The sequence below is a fragment of the Nocardia noduli genome (assembly GCF_019038455.1).
In the GTDB taxonomy this organism is placed as follows: Bacteria; Actinomycetota; Actinomycetes; order Mycobacteriales; family Mycobacteriaceae; genus Nocardia; species Nocardia noduli.
In genome coordinates this window covers 39,234-58,560 of the sequence record NZ_JAFMPL010000013.1, presented here as the reverse complement: position 1 = coordinate 58,560, position 19,327 = coordinate 39,234, and the positions used below count along the sequence as shown (strand labels likewise).

At 67.6% G+C, this 19,327-nt stretch carries 14 protein-coding genes; 5 read left to right on the top strand and 9 right to left on the bottom strand.

The genetic code is table 11. The features are described from left to right. Positions 1–12 precede the first annotated feature (12 nt). From JZ792_RS10735 to JZ792_RS10705, 7 genes are all read right to left on the bottom strand, one after another. The gene (locus JZ792_RS10735) at positions 13–1,446 is read right to left on the bottom strand and encodes an aldehyde dehydrogenase family protein (RefSeq protein WP_216909471.1); all 1,434 of its coding nucleotides are present in this window, start codon (positions 1,444–1,446) and stop codon (positions 13–15) included. 2 nt (positions 1,447–1,448) lie between these two features. Beyond that, positions 1,449–3,155 carry a thiamine pyrophosphate-binding protein gene (locus JZ792_RS10730; protein ID WP_216909469.1) on the bottom strand — a complete coding sequence of 569 codons (1,707 nt, stop codon included), beginning with the start codon at positions 3,153–3,155 and terminating at the stop codon, positions 1,449–1,451. Then, positions 3,145–4,068, bottom strand: a complete 924-nt coding sequence (locus JZ792_RS10725) for an SDR family NAD(P)-dependent oxidoreductase (protein WP_216909467.1) — start codon at positions 4,066–4,068, stop codon at positions 3,145–3,147. Before JZ792_RS10725 ends, JZ792_RS10730 begins: the two co-directional genes overlap by 11 nt. Positions 4,069–4,091: 23 nt before the next feature. Next, positions 4,092–5,915: a flavin-containing monooxygenase gene (locus JZ792_RS10720; protein ID WP_216909465.1), complete on the bottom strand. Its 1,824-nt coding sequence runs from the start codon at positions 5,913–5,915 to the stop codon at positions 4,092–4,094. A 27-nt stretch (positions 5,916–5,942) separates the two neighbouring features. Next, entirely contained in the window at positions 5,943–7,319 is a 1,377-nt protein-coding gene (locus JZ792_RS10715) for an aromatic ring-hydroxylating oxygenase subunit alpha (RefSeq protein WP_216909463.1), read from the bottom strand. A gap of 140 nt (positions 7,320–7,459) precedes the next feature. Then, complete coding sequence (locus tag JZ792_RS10710; protein WP_216909602.1) at positions 7,460–8,995, bottom strand: SMP-30/gluconolactonase/LRE family protein; 1,536 nt, start codon at positions 8,993–8,995, stop codon at positions 7,460–7,462. A gap of 571 nt (positions 8,996–9,566) precedes the next feature. Then, on the bottom strand, positions 9,567–10,373 hold the full coding sequence (locus tag JZ792_RS10705) for a FadR/GntR family transcriptional regulator (RefSeq protein WP_109530438.1): 807 nt from the start codon (positions 10,371–10,373) through the stop codon (positions 9,567–9,569). A gap of 132 nt (positions 10,374–10,505) precedes the next feature. Between JZ792_RS10705 and JZ792_RS10700 the strand changes: the two genes are divergently transcribed. From JZ792_RS10700 to JZ792_RS10680, 5 genes are read left to right on the top strand one after another with little or no spacing between them, the layout of a single operon-like run. Beyond that, the gene (locus tag JZ792_RS10700; RefSeq protein ID WP_216909461.1) at positions 10,506–11,675 is read left to right on the top strand and encodes an acyl-CoA dehydrogenase family protein; all 1,170 of its coding nucleotides are present in this window, start codon (positions 10,506–10,508) and stop codon (positions 11,673–11,675) included. Between the two features lie 32 nt (positions 11,676–11,707). After that, on the top strand, positions 11,708–12,652 hold the full coding sequence (locus JZ792_RS10695; RefSeq protein ID WP_216909600.1) for an acyl-CoA dehydrogenase family protein: 945 nt from the start codon (positions 11,708–11,710) through the stop codon (positions 12,650–12,652). Positions 12,653–12,657: 5 nt separating this feature from the next. Then, on the top strand, positions 12,658–13,434 hold the full coding sequence (locus JZ792_RS10690) for an enoyl-CoA hydratase/isomerase family protein (protein ID WP_216909459.1): 777 nt from the start codon (positions 12,658–12,660) through the stop codon (positions 13,432–13,434). Further along, entirely contained in the window at positions 13,431–14,627 is a 1,197-nt protein-coding gene (locus JZ792_RS10685; protein WP_216909457.1) for an acyl-CoA dehydrogenase family protein, read from the top strand. The genes JZ792_RS10690 and JZ792_RS10685 overlap by 4 nt, the downstream gene beginning before the upstream one ends. Next, the gene (locus JZ792_RS10680) at positions 14,627–15,739 is read left to right on the top strand and encodes an acyl-CoA dehydrogenase family protein (protein ID WP_438804322.1); all 1,113 of its coding nucleotides are present in this window, start codon (positions 14,627–14,629) and stop codon (positions 15,737–15,739) included. The genes JZ792_RS10685 and JZ792_RS10680 overlap by 1 nt, the downstream gene beginning before the upstream one ends. Positions 15,740–16,279: 540 nt before the next feature. On the opposite strand, the gene JZ792_RS10675 is transcribed toward JZ792_RS10680, so the two are convergent. Beyond that, complete coding sequence (locus JZ792_RS10675; RefSeq protein WP_216909452.1) at positions 16,280–17,986, bottom strand: class I adenylate-forming enzyme family protein; 1,707 nt, start codon at positions 17,984–17,986, stop codon at positions 16,280–16,282. 29 nt (positions 17,987–18,015) lie between these two features. Continuing rightward, a complete protein-coding gene (locus JZ792_RS10670) occupies positions 18,016–19,326 on the bottom strand; it encodes an FAS1-like dehydratase domain-containing protein (RefSeq protein ID WP_308165245.1) in 1,311 nt (436 codons plus the stop codon). Between the last annotated feature and the right edge of the window lies 1 nt (position 19,327).

Genomic DNA, 19,327 nt, shown 5'->3' with positions numbered 1-19,327 from the left:
CTCTGTCTCGAACTATGCCGAAGTATCCGGCGCGTACCCGAGGATGCCTTTGATCTCCAGGTAGTCGTCGAATCCGAATTCGCCCCACTCGCGGCCGTTTCCGCTCTTGCGGTAGCCGCCGAAGGGCGCACCGAAGTCGAAGGCGTCGTTGATCGTGACGTAGCCGGCGCGGATACGACGTGCCACCGCGCGTGCCTGCTCCAGATCGGCGCCCGCGACATTGCCCGCGAGACCGTATTCGGAATCGTTGGCGATCTCGACGGCCTGGTCGACGCTGTCGTATCCGAGGATGGACAGCACCGGCCCGAAGACCTCTTCGCGCGCGATCGTCATATCGTTGGTGACGTTCGCGAAGACGGTCGGCTTGACGTAGTAGCCGGTGTCGAGGCCGTCCGGACGGCCGACGCCGCCGGTGACCAGGGTCGCGCCCTCGTCGATGCCCTTCTGGATCAGCGACTGGACCTTCTCGAACTGCGGGCCCGAGACGACCGGGCCGATGACCGCGTCACCGTTCGGATCGCCGACCGTCACCTGCTCGGTCGCTTCCTTCGCCGCGGCGATGGCTTCGTCCATCCGAGCCGCCGGGACCAGCATGCGGGTGAGCGCGCTACAGGTCTGGCCGGAGTTCATCATGAGCGGGCCGATCGCGGCGCCGACGTTGGCCGCCAGGTTCGCGTCGTCGAGCACGATATTGGCGCTCTTGCCGCCCAGTTCCTGGGTGACGCGCTTGACGCTCGGCGCCGCGTTCTTCGCGACCTCGATGCCACCGCGGGTGGAACCGGTGAACGAGATCAGGTCGACATCGGGATGCGACGACAGCGGCACACCGACACTCGGTCCGTCACCCTGCACCAGGTTGAACACGCCGGCGGGAACACCCGCGGCGTCCAGGATCTCGGCGAAGATCTGCGCGGAGAACGGCGACTGCTCGGAGGGCTTGAGCACCACGGTGCAGCCGACCGCGAGGGCCGGGAACACCTTGACGGCGATCAGGCTCAGCGGCCAGTTCCACGGGGTGATGAGCCCGCAGACACCGATCGGCTCCTTGGCGATCAGCGTGGCGCCACGCTGCTCCTCGAAGGAGAAGTTCTCCAGGATGCCGATCGCGGTACCGAGATGTCCGGCAAGGAGATTGAGCTGGAAGCCGTTGGCGAGCGCGGCGGGCGCGCCCATCTCCTGGGTGAGTGCCGCGCCGAGGTCGTCGCGGCGTTTGCCGAACTCCGCGTCGATGGCGCGCAGCACCGCGAGCCGTTCGTCGACCGAGGTCGCCGACCAGGTGGTGAACGCCGCGCGGGCGGCTGTCACGGCACGGTCGACATCCTCGGCCGTGCCCTGTGCGACGCGACCGAAAACCTCTTCGGTGGCCGGATTCACCACGTCGAAGAATTCGGTGCCCGCGGGCTCGACCCACTTGCCGCCGATGTAGAACGTTGTCAGATCACTCATGACTACTGTGTCCCTTCCGCGTACCACGTGCGGAACTCGTCGTAACTGGGCATTTCTTCCGAGTTCGCCTTGGGGTCGACGGCCACGTGGATCAGGCCCGGCTTGCCGCTGGCGTACGCCCGCTTGATGGCCGGTGCGATGTCCTCGTCGCGTTCGACGTACTCGCCGTAGCAGCCGAAGCCCTCGGCGACCTTGTCCAGTCGCGTCTCGGTGCCCCAGTGCACGCCGGTCTCGAGCGAGCCCTGACCGAAGGTGCGCTTGTAGACGCCGACCTCGAGGCCCCACGCGTAGTCGACAGCGACCACGACGACCAGCGGAAGACCCAGCCGCACAGCGGTTTCCAGCTCCGCGATCTGGAACTGGATCGACGAGTCACCGGTGACGAGCATGACCGGACGCTTGCGGCCCTCGGCGACCGAGGCGCCGACGGCGTAGGGCAGACCGGTGCCGAGGTGACCGAAGTTCTGGTTCCAGATCACGTCGTGCGGCTTGGCCTGGGAGTAGGTCCAGCCGAAGATCGTGGTGGCGCCACCGTCGCGGACCATGATGCCGTCGGCCGGGAACGCCTTGGTGGCCTCCACGATCAGACGCGCGGGGTGCACGGGGGTCATCCCGGACGGCGCGGTCTCGGCCAGTTCGGCCAGACGCGCGGCGTCCTGCTCGATCCAGCCCGCCAGCTCCGGCGTCGCGGTGCGCGGGGTGTCCTTCAGCGCCTCGACCAGCTGCGGGACGACGGCACGGAGGTCGCCGACCAGCGGAACGTCGATCGGGCGGTTGACGCCGAACGCGTACGGATCCTGTTCGATCAGAATCCATTTGCGGTTCGCCTCGTTCGCGACCCAGTGCCGACCGCGACCGTAGTGCACCGGCTCACCGAGTTCGGTGCCGATGGCCAGGCACAGATCCGACTGCACGACCGCTTCGACCGCGGAGGGCGAGAAGCCGTACGGGAAGGTGCGATCCTCGAGGCCCTCGATGTAGGAGGTGCCGCCGGAGGTCTGGATCACCGGGCAGGCCATCGCCTCGGCCAGCGCCCGGACCGACTCACCGGAGCGGGTGGTGTGCACACCGTGTCCGACCAGCAGCACCGGCTGCTTGGCGGCACGGATCAGTTCCACGGCTTCGGCGATCACGTCGGCGCCCGCGGTCTGCCCGACCAGGCGGTAGCGCGACGGCGGCACCGGATCCGGCACATCCAGCTCTTCGAGGATGACGTGCGACGGGTATTCGATGTAGACCGGTCCCGGGGTGCCGCCGAGCGCCTTGCGCAGGCCCTCGCGGATGATCTCGTCGGTCTGGTCCGCGTATTCGATGCTGGCGGAGTACTTCACCGACGGCTCGAACAGCGCGGCCTGCTTGACGAACTGGATCCGTCCGCGGCGTACCCGCTGCTCGGTGATCCTGGCGCGCTGACCGCCCAGGAAGATCACCGGCGAATTCTCGACCTTGGCGCACATCATCGCGCCCGCGAGGTTGGCCACACCCGGGCCGAGGGTGCCGATGCAGACCGCGGCCTTGCCGGTCATCCTGGACACGGCCTCGGCCATGAATCCGGCGGATTCCTCGTGATGGGGTGCGATGACATTCCAACCGCGTTCTTCGGCGAGATGGAACATGTGCACGAAGTTCGGATCGGGGATACCGAAAATCGTGTTGATGCCCTCCGCTTCGAATAGCTGGAGAATGCGTTCGTAAACTTTAACCGACATGCTGGCCTGCCTCCGTGGCTAGCGCGAAACTCTTCCTGAGGTGTTCTACGTGTCCTGTGGTCGCGGGGAAGACCCACGAATCCGCGGTATCGCGAATCGCGTCGATCTGCTCGCCGACCTCATCGATGGACCATGAGGGTCGATAGACCCCCGGTGTCTCGGCGATATACGCCCGTGCCACCCGACCCCCGACGGCCACCAGCATTTCGCCGGTGACCGAACAGGTTTCGTGGGCGAGCCAACCGACGGTCGGAGCGATCAGCTCCGGACCCATCGGCGGGTAGGCCGAGGTGTCGAGTCCGTCGGCCAGCCGGGTCACCGCGGCGGGCACGATGATATTGCTGCGCACACCGGATTCGGCGCCCTCCAGGGCGATCACATTGGACAAACCGATCATGGCCGACTTCGACACCGCGTAATTCGCGACGCCCTGATTGCCGTACAACCCGCCGATAGACGAGGTGAGCACGACGCGGCCGTAGCCCGCGTCGGCCATCAACGGAAACGCCGGGCGAACGACATGGAACGCCCCGCGCAGGTGGACATCGAGTACCGCGTCGAAATCCTCGTAACTCAGCTCGCGCAGCGAGCCGTAGCGGACATTGCCCGCGTTGTGCACGAGGATATCGATCCGGCCGAAATTCTTGATGGCCGATTCGATGATCGCACGGCCGCCTTCGGGGGTCGCCACCGACTCCGTGCACGCGACGGCGATACCGCCCGCCGCTTCGATCTCCGCGACCACCTCGGCGGCGGCGTCCACTTCGACACTGTCGCCGCGCACGCTGCTACCGGGGTCGTTGACGATCACCTTGGCGCCACGTGACGCGAGCAGCAGGGCGTATTCACGCCCGAGCCCGCGTCCCGCGCCGGTGATCACGGCAACTCGATCGTCGAATCTGAGTTCCGACACTGGATCTCCTCCTTCTGCGATCGTCACTTGTCCAGGACGAGGCCCTGATGGTCTCCCGCGTCGCGCCACGCCTGGAACAGGTCCTCGAGGGCGTAGAAGCCGGGCCAGTACGGGTCACCGAGGTGCGACTTGATGGTCTTCTCGCCCTCGTTGTTGTAGTAGCCGGGCGTGCACTCGCGCTGGAAGGTGGTGTTGTCGACCGCCGACTCGCGGATGGTGGTGCACCATTCCTCGACCGCTTCCGCGGTGGGTTCGACCGTGGCGGCACCGGTTTCGTACGCCTTCGACAGGATGTAGGCGATGTGGTTGGCCTGCTGGTCGAACATGTCGGTGGTGCTCGCGGTCACGCCGCCCTGGATGAACCCGGTGAAGAACACGTTCGGGAATCCGCGGGTGGTGAGGCCGTGCAGGGTCTTGTAGCCGCCCGCCCAGTGCTCGTAGAGCGAGAGGCCGTCGCGGCCGGTGAACGGCGCGATGCCCAGGCGACGGTCCAGATCGGTGGTGATCTCGAAACCGCTGGCGAAGATGATGACGTCGACCTCGTGCTCGACACCGTCGGCGATGATGCCCTTGGCCGTGATGCGTTCCACGCCTTTGGACTTGGACACATCGACCAGGGTCACGTTGTCGCGGTTGAAGGTCGGCAGGTAATCGTCGTTGAAGACGGGCCGCTTGCACAGGAACCGGTAGTAGGGCTTGAGCGCCGCCGCGGTCGCGGGATCCTTCACGATCTCGTCGACGCGGTTGCGGACCCGCTCCATCGCCTTGTAGTCCTCGGCTTCGCGCAGCTCCATGAACTTCTCGGGAGTCAGCGTCGCCCACTGGCCGGTGGCGCTGATGTGCGCCTCCAGGTTGCGGCTCACCTCGGTCCAGCCGTCACAGATCAGGTCTGCCTGGCCCGGGGCGAACGCCTCGAAGGCCGCGGTGTGGAAGTTGCGCTTGCGCTCACGGGTCCAACCCGGCTGCACCGTGGCGGCCCAATCCGGATCGGTGGGCACATCGCCGCGCTCGTAGACGTAGGACGGTGTGCGCTGGAAGACGTACAGGTGCTCGGCGGACTGCGCCAGATGCGGAATCACCTGGATGCCACTGGCACCGGTGCCGATCACGGCGACCTTCTTGTCGGCCAGCTTGTCCAGGCCGCCCTTCAGGCTGCCGCCGGTGTACTCGTAATCCCAGCGGGCGCTGTGGAAGGTGTGCCCCTCGAACTCCGAGATGCCGGGAATGCCGGGCAGTTTCGGCTTGTTGAACGGGCCCTGCGCCATGATGACGTAGTGGGCGCGGATGTTGTCGCCACGATTGGTGCCGACATTCCAGAGCTTGCTCGCCTCATCCCATTCCAGGGAGGTCGTCAGCGTGGAGAAGATCGCGCGCTCGTAGAGGTTGTAGTGCTTGCCGATGCGCTGCGCGTGCTCGAACGCCTCGTCGCCGCGAGCGTACTTCTCCTTCGGCATGTAGCCGGTTTCCTCGAGCAACGGCAGATAGGCGTAGCTGTCGGTGTCGCACTGGATGCCGGGGTAGCGGTTCCAGTACCACGCGCCGCCGAAATCGCCCGCCAGCTCGATGATCCGGAAGTCGGTGACGCCCGCCTCTTCCAGCCGGGCCGCGGCGATCAGGCCTGCCCACCCGCCGCCGAGGATCGCCACGCCGATCTCGGCGTCGATCGGTTCCCGCGGAACGACCGTGGTGTACGGGTCGCCCTCGTAGAACTCGTTGAACCCCTCTTCGGTGACCAGGTACTGGCCTTGGCCCTCCGTGCGCAGACGCTTGTCGCGTTCGCCGAGGTACTTCGCCCGAAGTGCGTCGATGTCGACCTCGGGGGTCTGCGTGGGTGCGCAGTCAGTCATGCGGGTTTCCTTGCTGGGTGTGGTGATTCAGACGAGGTCGCGTGGTTCGCCGGTGCCCATGTACTGGGCCAGGCCGTGGTGGAGGTTGACCACGCTGCGTTCGCGATAGGGATTGGGTTTGGGGCCGGAGAAGCCCCTGGACTTCATGCCCTGCTGGACCGCGGCCATATTGTCGAAGTCCTGGGGGAGCACGGTGCGCCACCCCGGGTCGCCGACGGGGGTGTATTCCCATTCGGTCTCGGGTTCTTGCCCTTCGGGGAAGAGTTCGAAGACCGCGGCCTCGAAGACGCACTTGTCCGGATCGGCGCCGAAGGGCCGGAACCGGTAGCAGAGCATGTTGTTGACCGCGTGCCCGATCTGGAAGTTCGGGAAGATCTGCCAGGCGGTGCCCGCCTTGGCCACGACGTCGGGTTCCACCTTGGGCCAGTCGACACCGCGCGCCTGGTCCTCGGCACGAGAGGTCTCGAGCCAGTAGCGCAGCACCTCGGCACTGGGTGTGCCCTCCGGCAGTTCGTCGACGAGCCGGTTGGCGACATCGACGAGGGTGCGGGTGGTGTTGGTGTTGGCGTTCTCCCAGGTGAAGTTCTGCAGGGTCGCCGTGGAGATACGGGCGTCGTCACCGCCGCCGACGCGCAGCTTGGCCTGGTTCTCTTCCATGCCCTTGGGCGCGTCGTAACCGATGTTGCTGTGCTTGCCCTGCTGGCGGGCCCACCCGAGGAAGCTACCGAAATTCGTGAATTCCGGGTGGGTGTAGGGGACGTGGTAGGTCTCCATGAAGGCTTCGAAGGCGACTTTCCAGTTGCAGTCGAAGGTGAGCCATTTGCGCCAGCGGTAGCGCATCTTCTCGAGTTCGAAATGTTCGAGCAGGCTCGCGGCGGGCTCGAGGTAGTCGCGCAGCGGTTCGGCCTCGGGGTCCATGTTGATCCAGACCCAGCCGCCCCAGGTGTCGACCTTCACGTGGTTGAGGCCGTCGTTGCGTTCGGTGAGTCCGCAGGTCCAGTCCTCGCGTTCGGCGACGAAGGTGTTGTTGCCCTCGAGGTCGTAGCGCCAGCCGTGGAAGCCGCAGATGAACTGGCGGGCTTGTCCGCGCGCGTCGTGCGCTCCTGCCGGGGTGTCGACCAGGCGGCGGCCGCGGTGGGCGCAGACGTTGTGGTAGGCGCGGATGGTGTCGGGGGCGGTGCGGACCACGATGATCGAGTCGTTCACGATCTCGTAGGTCAGGAAGTCACCGACCTTGGGGATCTCCTCCACGCGGGCGACCTGCTGCCAGACCTTGGCCCAGAGTTTGTCGCCCTCGGCTTTGGCGTATTCCGGGGATATGTATGCCTCGACACCGATCGACATCGGAGTCGACAGGGGATCCGTCGTGGTGGTCTCGGTGATGTTCTCAGCGGTTTCGGTCATGACATCCTCCTGGTGGAAACCGTGGTGTCAGTAGGTGGTCGCGGCGCGGTGGCTGGTCCGGCCGGTGTTCTCTCTCGATAGCCCGGCAGCGGGGAACAGGCTTTTCGCGTTTCTGTTCCCCGCCGTCGGTCATCGGTGGCTCACGCCTCCTCGCGCAGGACGAGCACGCTGCCCTCGGCGTCGGCCGAGATGTAGACGGTGCCGTCCGGTGCGGCGGCGATACCGGCGAACGGACCCATCGGGCCCGAGAACGGCGGGGTGCCCTGGAGCGGCTTGGCGACGACACCGTCGGGGGTGCCGACCGGCAGGTTGGTCGCCAGTGTCGTGCGCACCTTGGTCTCGAGGTTGAAGCTGATCAGAGCCTTGAGGCCGACATCGACGATGAGCAGCTGCTTGCCGCGCACCAGGATGCCGTGCGGGGTCTCCAAGCCGTCGACCACGGTGTCGACGCCGCCCGCGCCGACCGAAACGACGCGTCCGGCACCGGATTCGGAGATCAGGATCGCGTTGTCCGGGCCGAGTGCGACGCCGATCGGGCGTTGCAGGCCGGATGCCAGCACCTCGGTCTGTCCGCCGCGCACCGACGCGACCTGTCCGGTGCCCGCGTCGACCGCGACGATGGAACCGTCCGAGGCCACCGCGATGCCGTACAGCTCGGCGAAGCCGTCGGCGATCAGCCCGGTCTCCGGCTCCTCGCCGTGCTTGTAGGTGACGATCTGCCCGGTGGAGGTGGCGCCGACGAACTCGTTGACGCCGGTCGCCACCACGCCGCGCACGTAGCCCGGGCTGTTCAGGCTGAACAGCGACGCGACCACCTGGAGTTTGCCGTCACGGAACTCGTGGAAGTAGGTGCCGTCGGCGACGTAGAGCGTGCCGTCCGGTCCGACCGTGAGGTCGAGCGGCCACAGCAGACCGCCCGGCAGCAGCGACTTGCTCTCGCCGCCGCCGAGTACCTCGGTGATGGAGCCGTTGAAGTTGGAGACGAAGAGCCTGCCGTCGACGAAGGTGCAGTTGTCCAGGCCGGGTTCGAGCTGGGCCAGCACCTCGCGGTTGCCGGTGCGCGGATCGATGCGCAGCACCTGCCCGGTGCCCGCCTGGGTGGAGACGATGAACCCGGCGGCGTCGAACTTCACCGAGTCCGGCCCGGCCAGATCGCCGACGACGCGCTCCGGCGTCCCGCCGTTCGGGTCGATGCGCCAGATGTCGTTGGTGCCCATCACGGGGTAGTAGAGCAGCCCGTCCGGGCCGACCTCCATGGCGTTGGGCATCGGCAGGTTGTCCTGGAGTACCACCGGGGCACTGCCGTCGAGCGGCACCTCCATGAGCCTGCCGCCGATGCGGCACTCGTTGACGAAGAGCCTGCCGTTGTACACGGTGATGCCGTTGGCGCCGGGCAGATCGTCGCGCAGTACCCGGCTGGTGCCGTCGGGGCTGCGCACGCTCACCCGCGCGTCCATGTACTCGGTGGCGATGAGGTTGCCCGCCGGGTCGAAGGCCATATCGTCGGGGGCGATGATGTCGCCGCCCTTGGCGCTGATGGTCTCGAGATCGCCGGTGGTGATGTCGAGGGCGCTGATCGTGCTGCCCACCACCTGGGCGACGTAGATGCGGTTATCAGGTCCGGTGCGCAGGCCGTTCGCGCCGAACAGTCGGCTCGGCGGTGTGAGCCGTTCGATGCTCACACCCTCTGCGGTGGTGATGGACGTGGTGCTGCTGTAACGCGCCCCTCGAGTCAAGGTGGGGCCCTCCGATGCGGTGAGAAGTCCGATATTCGCGTTGCGGCACTGCCCGGACCCGGCGGCGCCGTGGGGCGGGATTCCGATGGGGGCAAGTGCAGGACCGCGTGTCGTGGGTCACGCTACTTCAATCCTCACAAGGATAGCAATACTTGAACAATTGCTTACCGGTGGGTAATTTGCCGCGGGCTGTCGATGACGCCTCGAAGCGGCGTGAAGCGGTCGTGCCGCCGAGCGGAGACGAGGTGTCGCCCGTCTCGCTGCTGTATTGAAATATGTTGTGCTGCAACCAGATAGCCGCGCACAACGACCCCTCGGCGGTGTCGGCTCGCGCCGGTCGAGCCGGTAGGTGCCGACCGGTACCCGGGTCTAGCCGAGCATACGCCCGAAACGCGATTGGAAACGCTGATTTCACTGGGATGAGAACACGATTATCCTAGGCCGTTCGCGGGCGTGCAGCAAGGAAAACGCGACTTCAACGGGGGTGCGGTGGAATTCGTGACGCGGTGCGTCAGATCCGGGAACGCAGCCCGGAGTGCACGGCGAGACGCGCGCCCGCCGACGCGGCGTTGACCACGCCGTCGTCGAAGCGTTCCAGCACGAGTGCCTGGGTCGCGGCCAGGTGGGTGCGATACAACCGCTCGGCTTCGGCCGCTCGGCCCGCCGCGATCTCGGTGACGATGCGCTGGTGGGTGCGCACGACCGCGGCGGCCTCGTCCTCGGAGGGATATTCGCCGCGTCGGGTGAGCGCCTCCGCCCAGGCCTCCTCCTGCGCCGACCACAGCGTGACCAGGGTGCTGACCACGTATCGGACGGTGAGATTGGGGGTGTTCTGGACGATGAGGTCGTGGAATTCGCGCGCGGTGTGGGTGAAGGCCATGCCGTCGGCCACGAGTTCGGCGGATTTCTCGACGTTCTCGGCGAGCACGGGCACCACGGTGTCGGCGCGATCGGGCCGTTCGGCGCATTCGGCCGCGCACAGCGGCTCCAGCATGCGCAGTCCCGCGGCGAGGTCGCCGAGCGTGACGCGAGCGCCCTGGAGGGCCAGACCGAGGTGATACGCTGCGGAAGTCGCGTCGGGACGGTGTACTTCGGCGCCTCCGACATTGCCGCGCCTGACCGTGACCAGGCCTTCTGTCTCCAGGATGCGCAATGCTTCGCGGATCGAGGGATAGCTGACACCGAAATCCTGTACCAACTGGTCCTGGGTGGGAAGTCGGTAGTTCTCGTCACCCGCGAGGATGCGCGTGCGTAGCTCGGCGGCGACGGTTTCGGCGATGCGGCGCTGCGGCACCCGGCCGCGTTTGGCCGTGGTCATGCGGACCGTCGCGAGTTCGTCCGATTCGTTCGAACGCAGGTGGCCGTATCCGTCATGGCGGCAGTCTAGTCATCAACCGGCTGACCATTCAAATATTGCTATCCTTATGAGGATTGAAGTAGTCTGCGCCACATGGACTTCACGATGGGTGGGTCCGCCGCAGAACTCCGGCGAGAACTGCGGCGGCTGATTGCCGAGGAGGTCCCCGCCGATTATCTCGGCGCGTTCACCGACAATCCCTCGGATCTGGCAGTGGCCCAGCGTTTCTGCCGGGTACTGGCCGAACACGGACTGCTCTGCGCGGCCTGGCCGGAGGATTTCGGCGGTGGTGGCGCCTCGGTGTGGGAACAGACCGTCGTCCGCGAGGAGATGTGGGCACACCACGAACCGCGCGGCGCACAGTACATGGGTGTCAACTGGGTCGGCCCGACACTCATGCGGCACGGTACCGCCGACCAGCAACGCAAACATCTGCCGCCGATCGCGCGCGGCGAGGTGATCTGGTGCCAGGGCTTCAGCGAGCCCGATTCCGGCTCGGACCTCGCCTCGTTGCGCACCGCGGCCCGCCGTGACGGCGACGGATGGCGAATCTCCGGGCAGAAGATCTGGACCTCCTACGCCTCGATGGCGCAGTGGTGCTTCCTGCTGGCCCGTACCTCGACCGGCGCGCGCAAACAGCAGGGTCTGACGGTCTTCCTGATCCCGATGTCGGATCCCGGCATCGAGGTGCGGCCGATCAAATCCATGCTCGGACCGCACCACCTCAACGAGGTCTTCTTCGACGGCGTCCGCGCCACCGAGGCCGATGTCCTCGGCACGGTCGACGAGGGCTGGTCGGTGGTGCAGGAAGTGCTCGCCTTCGAACGCGTCGGCATCGCCCGCTACGCCCGCTGTGACCGCCTGCTCTCCGCCGCCCCCGATGTGCTCGGCGAACGCTGGGACACGCTGCCCGCGGAATTGCGCGTGCGCTGGGCGAAGACGCTGGTCCGGGCCAGGCGCGCCAGGTTGCTCGCCTACCAGGTGGTCTCCATGCAGGCCACCGGCCGGGTCGCGCCCGGCGACGCCGCCGCCTACCGGATCGCGGTGACCAAACTCGATCAGGAGAGCGCGAGCGTGCTCACCGAACTCGCCGCGTTCGTGCCGAGCGAGGGTGAAGCCCAGCGGCAGTTCCGGCGCGCGGTGGACGATCACTGGCGCTACGCGAACGCGGCGACCGTCGCGTCGGGAAGTATCGAGATGCAGAAGATCCTGCTCGCTCGCTCACTGCTGAGCGCGCCCCGCCGGTCCGGGGAGGCCGCATGACCACCGCGCCCTTCCCCTCCGACGGTCATGCCATGACCATCGAATTATCCGACGAGGCACAGGAATTCGGTAAACAGGCGTTGCGCGCGCTGCGCGCCGCGGGCGGCGACGAACTGGTGCAGGCCGCCGAGTCGGAACCCGCGCGCAGGCACGAACTCGTCGCCCCGGTGCTCGACGCGCTCGGCGCGTGGGATCTGGAGCCGCGCCGCGATCCGGAGGAATTGGAAGCGGCGGCGGCGCTGTGCCGCAGCGCGGGCTACTGGGCGACGCCCTACCCGGTCGCCGAGCGGCTCGCCCGTCCGATCGACATGGACGTCGACGGCCTCGTCGTGGTCGCCGGTGACGAACCCACCGCCGCGTTGGCCGGGGTGGACCTGCGCTGGGCCGCGGTGACCCTGGAGGGCGCGCGCGGCGAGATCACCGTACTGCCGTCGAGCGAATCCGCGCGCTACTCCGCGTTCACGACCGGTGTGCGGGTGCGCCCGGTCGACACCGAAGGCGCCGCCGATGTCGCGCTGGCGCTGGTCCTGCCCTGCTGGACGCTGCTCGGCATGCTGGATCGCGCGATCGAGTCGGCCCGCGAACACGTGCTCGTGCGCGAACAGTTCGGCAAACCGCTGGCCGAATTCCAGTCCGTGCAATTCCAGCTGACCGACGCCGAAGTGGACCGGCGCGGGGTCGACATGCTCGCCAGGTACGCGCTGTGGAGTATCCAGGCCGGCCGTGAGGACGCGCTCATCGACGCGCTCTCGCTGCGCTCGGCGATACTCGACGCGGCGGACACCATCTTCCGCGCCGCGCACCAACTGCACGGCGCCACCGGCTTCTGCGACGAGACGCCGCTGTCGTGGCTCTCGCGCTACAGCCTGCCGCTGCGACGGCTGCCTTTCGCCTCCATCGGCACCGACGAGGCACTGGCCGCCCACATGGGCCGCCGCGGGCCCGCGGGACTTTTCACCGAGATCGGGGGAGTGTGAGTCGCATGGGATACGACCTGCCCGCGGTGCTGACCGTGGAATCCGAGGGCCCCGTCCGCATCGTCACCTTCAACAGGCCCGACGAACTCAATGCCGTCAACGCCGATCTGCACCGCGCGGTCGCCGAGGTCTGGCGGCAACTGGCCGCCGACCAGGAGGCCAGGGTCGTGATCCTGACCGGCGCGGGCCGTGCGTTCAGCGCGGGCGGCGACCTGGACTGGATCACCTCCTTCCTCGACGATCCCGCCGCGCGTGACGAGAGCATCCGCGAGGGCGCGCAGATCATCGAGGAGATGCTGCGCTTCCCGCTGCCCGTGATCGCCGCCGTCAACGGCGCGGCCATGGGACTCGGCGCGAGCATGGCGGTGCTGTGCGATGTCGTGCTGATGTCGGAACGGGCCTACCTGGCCGATCCGCATGTCGCGGTCGGACTTGTCGCGGGCGACGGCGGCGCGGCGTTCTGGCCGCTGCTCACCCCGATCCTGCGCACGCGCGAATTCCTCTACACCGGTGATCGCATCGATGCCGCCACCGCGGTCGAGGTGGGATTGGCCAGCCGCACCGTCGCACCGGACGAACTGCTCGCCGAGGCGCGCAAACTCGCCGAACGTCTCGCCGCGATGCCCGCGGAGGCGTTGCGCAGCACCAAACGGGTGGTGAACATGTACCTGTCGCAGGCCCTCGGTGGGCCGATGCAGGCGGGTTTCGCCGCCGAGGTGTCCACCATGAAGTCCCCCGAACACCGGGAGCGACTGCTGGCGATCAGGGCACGCGCGCGGTGACCGGGCGCGATCTGCACGAGTTCCGCGCCGAGGTGCGTCGGTGGTGTCGGGACAACGTCCCGGCCGACTGGCGACAGGCTCAGACGGGACCGTCGGAGGCGGAATTCGTTCGATTCCAACAGGAGTGGTTCCAGAAATTGCGCTCCGCGGGTTACGCGGTGCCGCACTGGCCCGCCGCCTACGGCGGGGGCATGTCGATTCCGGAACAGGTCGTGCTCTACCGGGAACTCGCCGCGCACGACGCGCCGCGACTGGTCCTGGCCTTCGTCGCGGTCCATCACGCGGCCGCGACGCTGCTGGCCGCGGGCACCGAGGAACAGCGCAGGCGGCATCTGCCCGCCATTCTCGACGGTGAACTCTGGGTCCAGGGCTTCTCCGAACCCGGCGCGGGTTCGGATCTGGCGGCACTGCGCACCACCGCGCGCCGCGACGGCGACACCTACCGGGTGACCGGACAGAAGGTCTGGGCCAGCGGCGCGCAATACGCGGACTGGTGCCTGCTGCTGGCACGCACCGACCCGGACGCGCCCAAACGTCGCGGTATCTCGTACTTCCTCATGGATATGCGCACACCGGGCATCGAAGTGCGCCCGATCCGCAACGCGGCGGGCGAATCGCATTTCTGCGAGATCTTCCTCGACGACGTCCCCATACCCGCCGCCAACCTGATCGGCGCGGAGAACGCGGGCTGGCAGGTCGCGCAGCAGACCCTCGGCGCCGAACGCGGGCTGACCATGTTGGAGCTGGCCGAACGTCTCGGCAACGCCGGATTCCGCTGGCTGGTCGAGGCGTGCGCGACCCCCGACGCGACCGGACGACGTCCGGTCGACGACCCGGTGGTGGCCGACCGGCTGGTCGCACTCGATATCGAGATCACCGGACTGCGCGCGCTGTGCAGCGATCTGGTCGAGCGCCACGACACCGGCACCGCGGGTCCGGCCGACGCCTCCATCGTGAAGTTGTACTACAGCGAACTGCTCCAGCGCATGACCGATTTCGGCACCGAGGTCGGTGGCGTCGGCGCGCATACGGTGCTGCGGAAACCGATGTCCGGCGGTTGGGAATCGGGAGCGTGGGTTCTCGATTTCGTCGGCTCGTGGGAATGGACCATTCCGGGCGGAACCAGCGAGATCCAGCGCACCATCATCGGTGAGCGCGGGCTGGGACTGCCCAGGGAACCGACGGGGACATGATGAGCGAAGCATTCGCGGCGGGCGACGAATTCGCCGAGATCCACGACGAACTGCGCGCGGTGGCCCGTGATCTGCTCGGCAAGGCCGGTCGCGAGACCGCCATCGACTGGTCGCTGATCGCCCGCTCCGGCTGGCTCGGTCTGGAAGCGCCCGCCGAATTCGACGGAGCCGAAGCCACGTTCGCGGAAGTGGCGGTCCTGCTCGGCGAGCTGGGGCGGGCGGCGGCATCGGGCGCCTACCCGGCGGTGGCCGCACTCGGACTCGGCGCGCTCGGCCTGGTGAGCCCGAACCCGGAACGCGACACGCTGCTGCGCGACACCGTCGCGGGTACGTCCGTGCCGATCGTCGTACTGTCGTCGGGACGTTCGCCCGCACTCGATCCCGACACCGCGCCGGAATTCCGGCTCGTCGACGGGGAGAACGGATCGACCCTGCACGGCAGCGCCGATTTCGTGCTGGACGCGGCCTCTGCCGACCGGCTGCTGATCCCGGCGAGCACACCCGACAACGCGATCGTGCTCGCCGCGATCGAACCGGGTGACCTCGTCACCGAACAACCGGTCGTCGACGAGACGCGCGGATTCGGGCACGTCCGCGTCGACGGACTGTCGCTCACGCCGGAGCAGGTGTGGCATTTCGACGATGACGGTGCGCGCGCCCTCGGGCGACTGCGTGACCGCGCCGTGGTCGCACTCGCCTGCGACAGCCTCGGGCTGAGCGAAGCCATGCTGGACGCGACCGTCGAATACGTCGGGGTCCGCGAACAATTCGGCCGCCCCGTCGGCTCGTTCCAATCGGTCAAACACGCGTGCGCGGACATGCTGGTCCAGGTGACCGTCGGCAGGCAACTGGTCTCGGCGGCCGTACGCGCCCTCGTCGCGGACACACCCGAGGCGAGCACCGCGGCCTCGATGGCCAAGGCGTTCACCAGCGCCGCCGCCGTCGACGTCGCGGGCAAGGCGATGCAACTGCACGGCGGCATCGGCTACACCTGGGAAAGCGGCATCCACCAGTACCTGAAGCGGGCCGTCCTCAACCGCTCCCTGTTCGGCTCTCCCGCCGAACACCGCAAGGTATTGGCGCGTCGCTACCTTCCCTCCGCCACCGAGTAGACGCCGACTCGGTGCGGCGGCGCACCCGGTCGTGGACATCGAGACAGCCCGAAACACGATGAGCCCGAACAGTGTTGTCTGTTCGGGCTACGTCGTGTGGCGCGGGGACGCCCGGCCCGAGCGGACGGCGCGGCGAAGCACTGGTTGCGGGAGTCGGGATCGCCGGAACACGATGAGCTCGAACAGCATTGTCTGTTCGGGGTGCCGGACACCCGGCCCGAACGGACAATGGCGCCCCGAACAGCCGGGTTCCCGGACCTGACTGCCGCGTTTGTCCGCGTAGGCCTGGCCGTTTCGACCCGCTTCGGAACCACACCGCGTGCACGACACCCCGGAACACGAAATAGCCCGAACAGCCGGGCGGCTGTTCGGGCTATTTCGTGTCACGTGACGGGCTCCGCCGTAGCACGCGGACGGATCGGAAGACGCCGTTGTCGTAATCCGGTCCGCCGCGCGCGTGGGACGCGGGCGATGGTCCGGCGACAACGTCGTTGTCGGCGCCGGACCCACCCCGCGGCCGTGCCGGGGGCCTTCGTGCGGCTAGGTTTCCAGCCGCTGTGCGGCGAGCAGCCGCAGGTCACTCGATTTGATCTTGGCGCTGCCGGTGATCTCGATATCCTCTTCGGCGAAGAAGAGCACGTGCCGGGGCACCTTGTAGCTGGCAAGGCTTTCGCGCAGGAAGAGGCGGATCGCCTCGCCGTCGAGCGTCGTGTCCGCGTGCGGCACGACACAGGCCACCACGACCTCGCCGAGGGTTTCGTGCGGAACACCCACGGTGCGACCGACCTTCACGCCGGGGTAGCGGTTGAGTTCCTCGTCCACTTCCAGCGGGGAGACGTTGGCGCCACCGGTCTTGATGATGTCGGTGAGCCGTCCTTCCCAGTAGAGGCGGCCGATATCGTCGAGGTAGCCGCCGTCGCCGGTGTGGAAATAGCCGTCCTCGTCGAGCGTCTCGTCCAGCGGGATGCCGACGTAGCCGAGCATCAGGGTCGGGCCCTTGACGCAGATCTCACCGCGTTCCCCGCGTGTCAGCACCAGGCCGGTGAGCGGGTCGACGACCTTGATCGTATTGCCGGGCAGCGGCTCGCCACTGCTGCCCGCGATCACGTCCTCGGGGGTGTTGGCCGCGAAACACGTGGTGATGGTGAAGGTTTCGGTATTGCCGTAGGCGTGACCCGGCTCGGTCCAATCGGTTTTCACCGTGGGATGCCGCGCGGCCGGGTAGTCGCGGTCGACGAACCGCAGACTGCTCAGATCCACCGTCGCCCAGTTGGCCGCGCCCTCGAGCTGTGCCCACTGATGCGGCCACGCGACCGGGAAATTCACCCGCTCGGACTGCATCAGTTCCAGGGCCGCCGCACCGTCGAAGGTCGACTGGAGGACCAGTGATCCGCCCGCGGCGAGGGTGGAACCCAGCGCCTGACCGAAGTTGCCCGACCAGAAGAACCCGTTGGCGGTCCAGCAGCGGACGTCGTCTTCCGGACCGAAACCGAACATCCGCCGGAAACGCCACATCTGGATCGTGACGCCCCGATGCGCGCTGCGGATGCCCTTGGGCTTACTCGTGGTGCCCGAGGAGAAGAACAGGACAGCGGTATCGCTCGGGTTCACCGACGCGGCGCTGGCCTCGATCAGTTCGACCGGTTCGGTCTGTCCACGGGCCACGAAGGTGTCCCAGTCGTCGATCGCGCCGCCCGGCACCGGCTCGCCGACGACGGCGAGATGGCGCAGGAACGGGTAGGCCGCCGACTGCACGGCGCCGGGCGCCGAGGTGCCGATGGCCGGTTCCAGATCGGTCAGCACCGACGCGAAATCCCTTTTCACCACGGTGCGTTCGAACAGCAGCACCGAGACTCCGGACAGCCCGAGCAGATGCTCGAGTTCGGCCGGGGTGGAGAAGGTGCTGAGCGCGACGGCGACACCGCCCGCCAGCGAGGTGCCGAAGACGGCCGCGAGCCATTCGGGGCGGTTGGTCATCAGCACGCCGACGCGGCTGTCCTTGCCGACGCCGCAGGCGCGTAGCGCCCGCGCCACCTCGACGGAGCGTTCCCACAGCTCGTCGTACGTCCAGCGGGTGACACCGGCGTCGTCGTGGAAGACCAGGGCCTCACGACTGCCGAACTGCTGTGTCACCTCGCGTAGGAAGCCCGGCAGGGTGAGGGTGCCCAGGCCCGGCTCGTCCGCTAGCGGCAAGCCGGACGCGATCGCCGGTTGTTGTTCGGATACTTCCTTGGTTTCGGTGGTCATCCTCGACCTTCCCCGTTCCTTCCGCCGCCTCAGAACGGCAGTTCGACCTCGGCGACGCACTTGACGAGCGTGCCGCCATTCTGGTCGGTGAGCCTGAGCTCGACCTGGACCAGTGGTACACCCCAGACAGACTGGGCTTCCTTGCCGATGATCTCGGCGTCGAAGTAGGTCACGTCGCCCTCGAACGCCGGAAGGCGGAAATCGGCCTTCGTGTGACGCACCATGCCGTCGTTACCCGCCCAGTAGGCCAGGAAGTCGGTGCACCAGGCGCCCATGGTCGCGCCGTAGCCGTAGGCCCGCGCCATGCCGACCTCGCCGGCTTTCTCGTTATCGATATGGCCGCGCGAGGGGCCGACGTAGAGACCGTCCCGCAGTCGCGGATCGATCTTGGCGCCCTCTTCGTCGAAGCCGAAACCCTCGGTCCAGCCCGGATCCTGGTACACCCACGGATCCTTGATGCCCTCGGGCGCGGTCCAGCGGAAGGTGCCCCAGATGTTGAACAGGAAGGCGCGGTACTCGGTGGTGAAACTCGCGATCGAGTGCGGGCCGATGACGCGGCGCGGCAGCTTGTCGCCGACCTTCACCTCGTCGAAATGCGGTGAGACACCGAGACGATTGGAGTGAAGCCATTCGGTGCGCAGCGCGTCGACCTCGGCCAGTTCCGCGGCCGTCCAGCGCTTGAGCTCGCCGACCGAGTTGTCGTACATGCCGCGCTTGGCGGCTTCCTCGGCGAGGTAGCGGATGGCGGTGGAGCGTTCGCGGGCGACGAGGACGCCGTTCTGGTTGCGGTGGGTGGTGTCACCGCGCGAGAACATGGTCGGCCCGGCGAATTTCGTGTCCGCGACCTTGTAGTCGTGGAAACGCCGATCCTGGAACAGGGTGTCGCCGGGGCGCACGGGCGCACCGTAGAACCACCACTCCTCGCCACCGAAGATCAAGTGGCTGTTGGGGATATGGCCGACACACGCGGGCGCTGCGCCGTGACCGTAGTCCAGTCCGACCGCAATCGACTGCGGAGCGACCAGGCCGCCGTAGCGGGACTCCCTGGCGAATTCCTGATCCCAGTGCAGCGGATTGGGGTAGTCCATCGCCATGACCCAGCGGCGGATATCGGAGGTGCTGCACGGATCCCACAGCTGACCGCCGCCGATCGGCTTGCCGACCCGGTGGTCGACGTCGGACAGATCGAGTTCGACGGTCGGCTCCGCCGCTACCGCCTTGGCCGCGGGCGCTTTGGCGGCCCGCGTGGTCTTGGCCGCGGGAGCGGCTTTTGTCGCGGAGGTCTTCTTCGCCGCCGGTGCTTTCGCCGCCGGTGCGGCGGCCTTCTTTGTGGTTGCCACG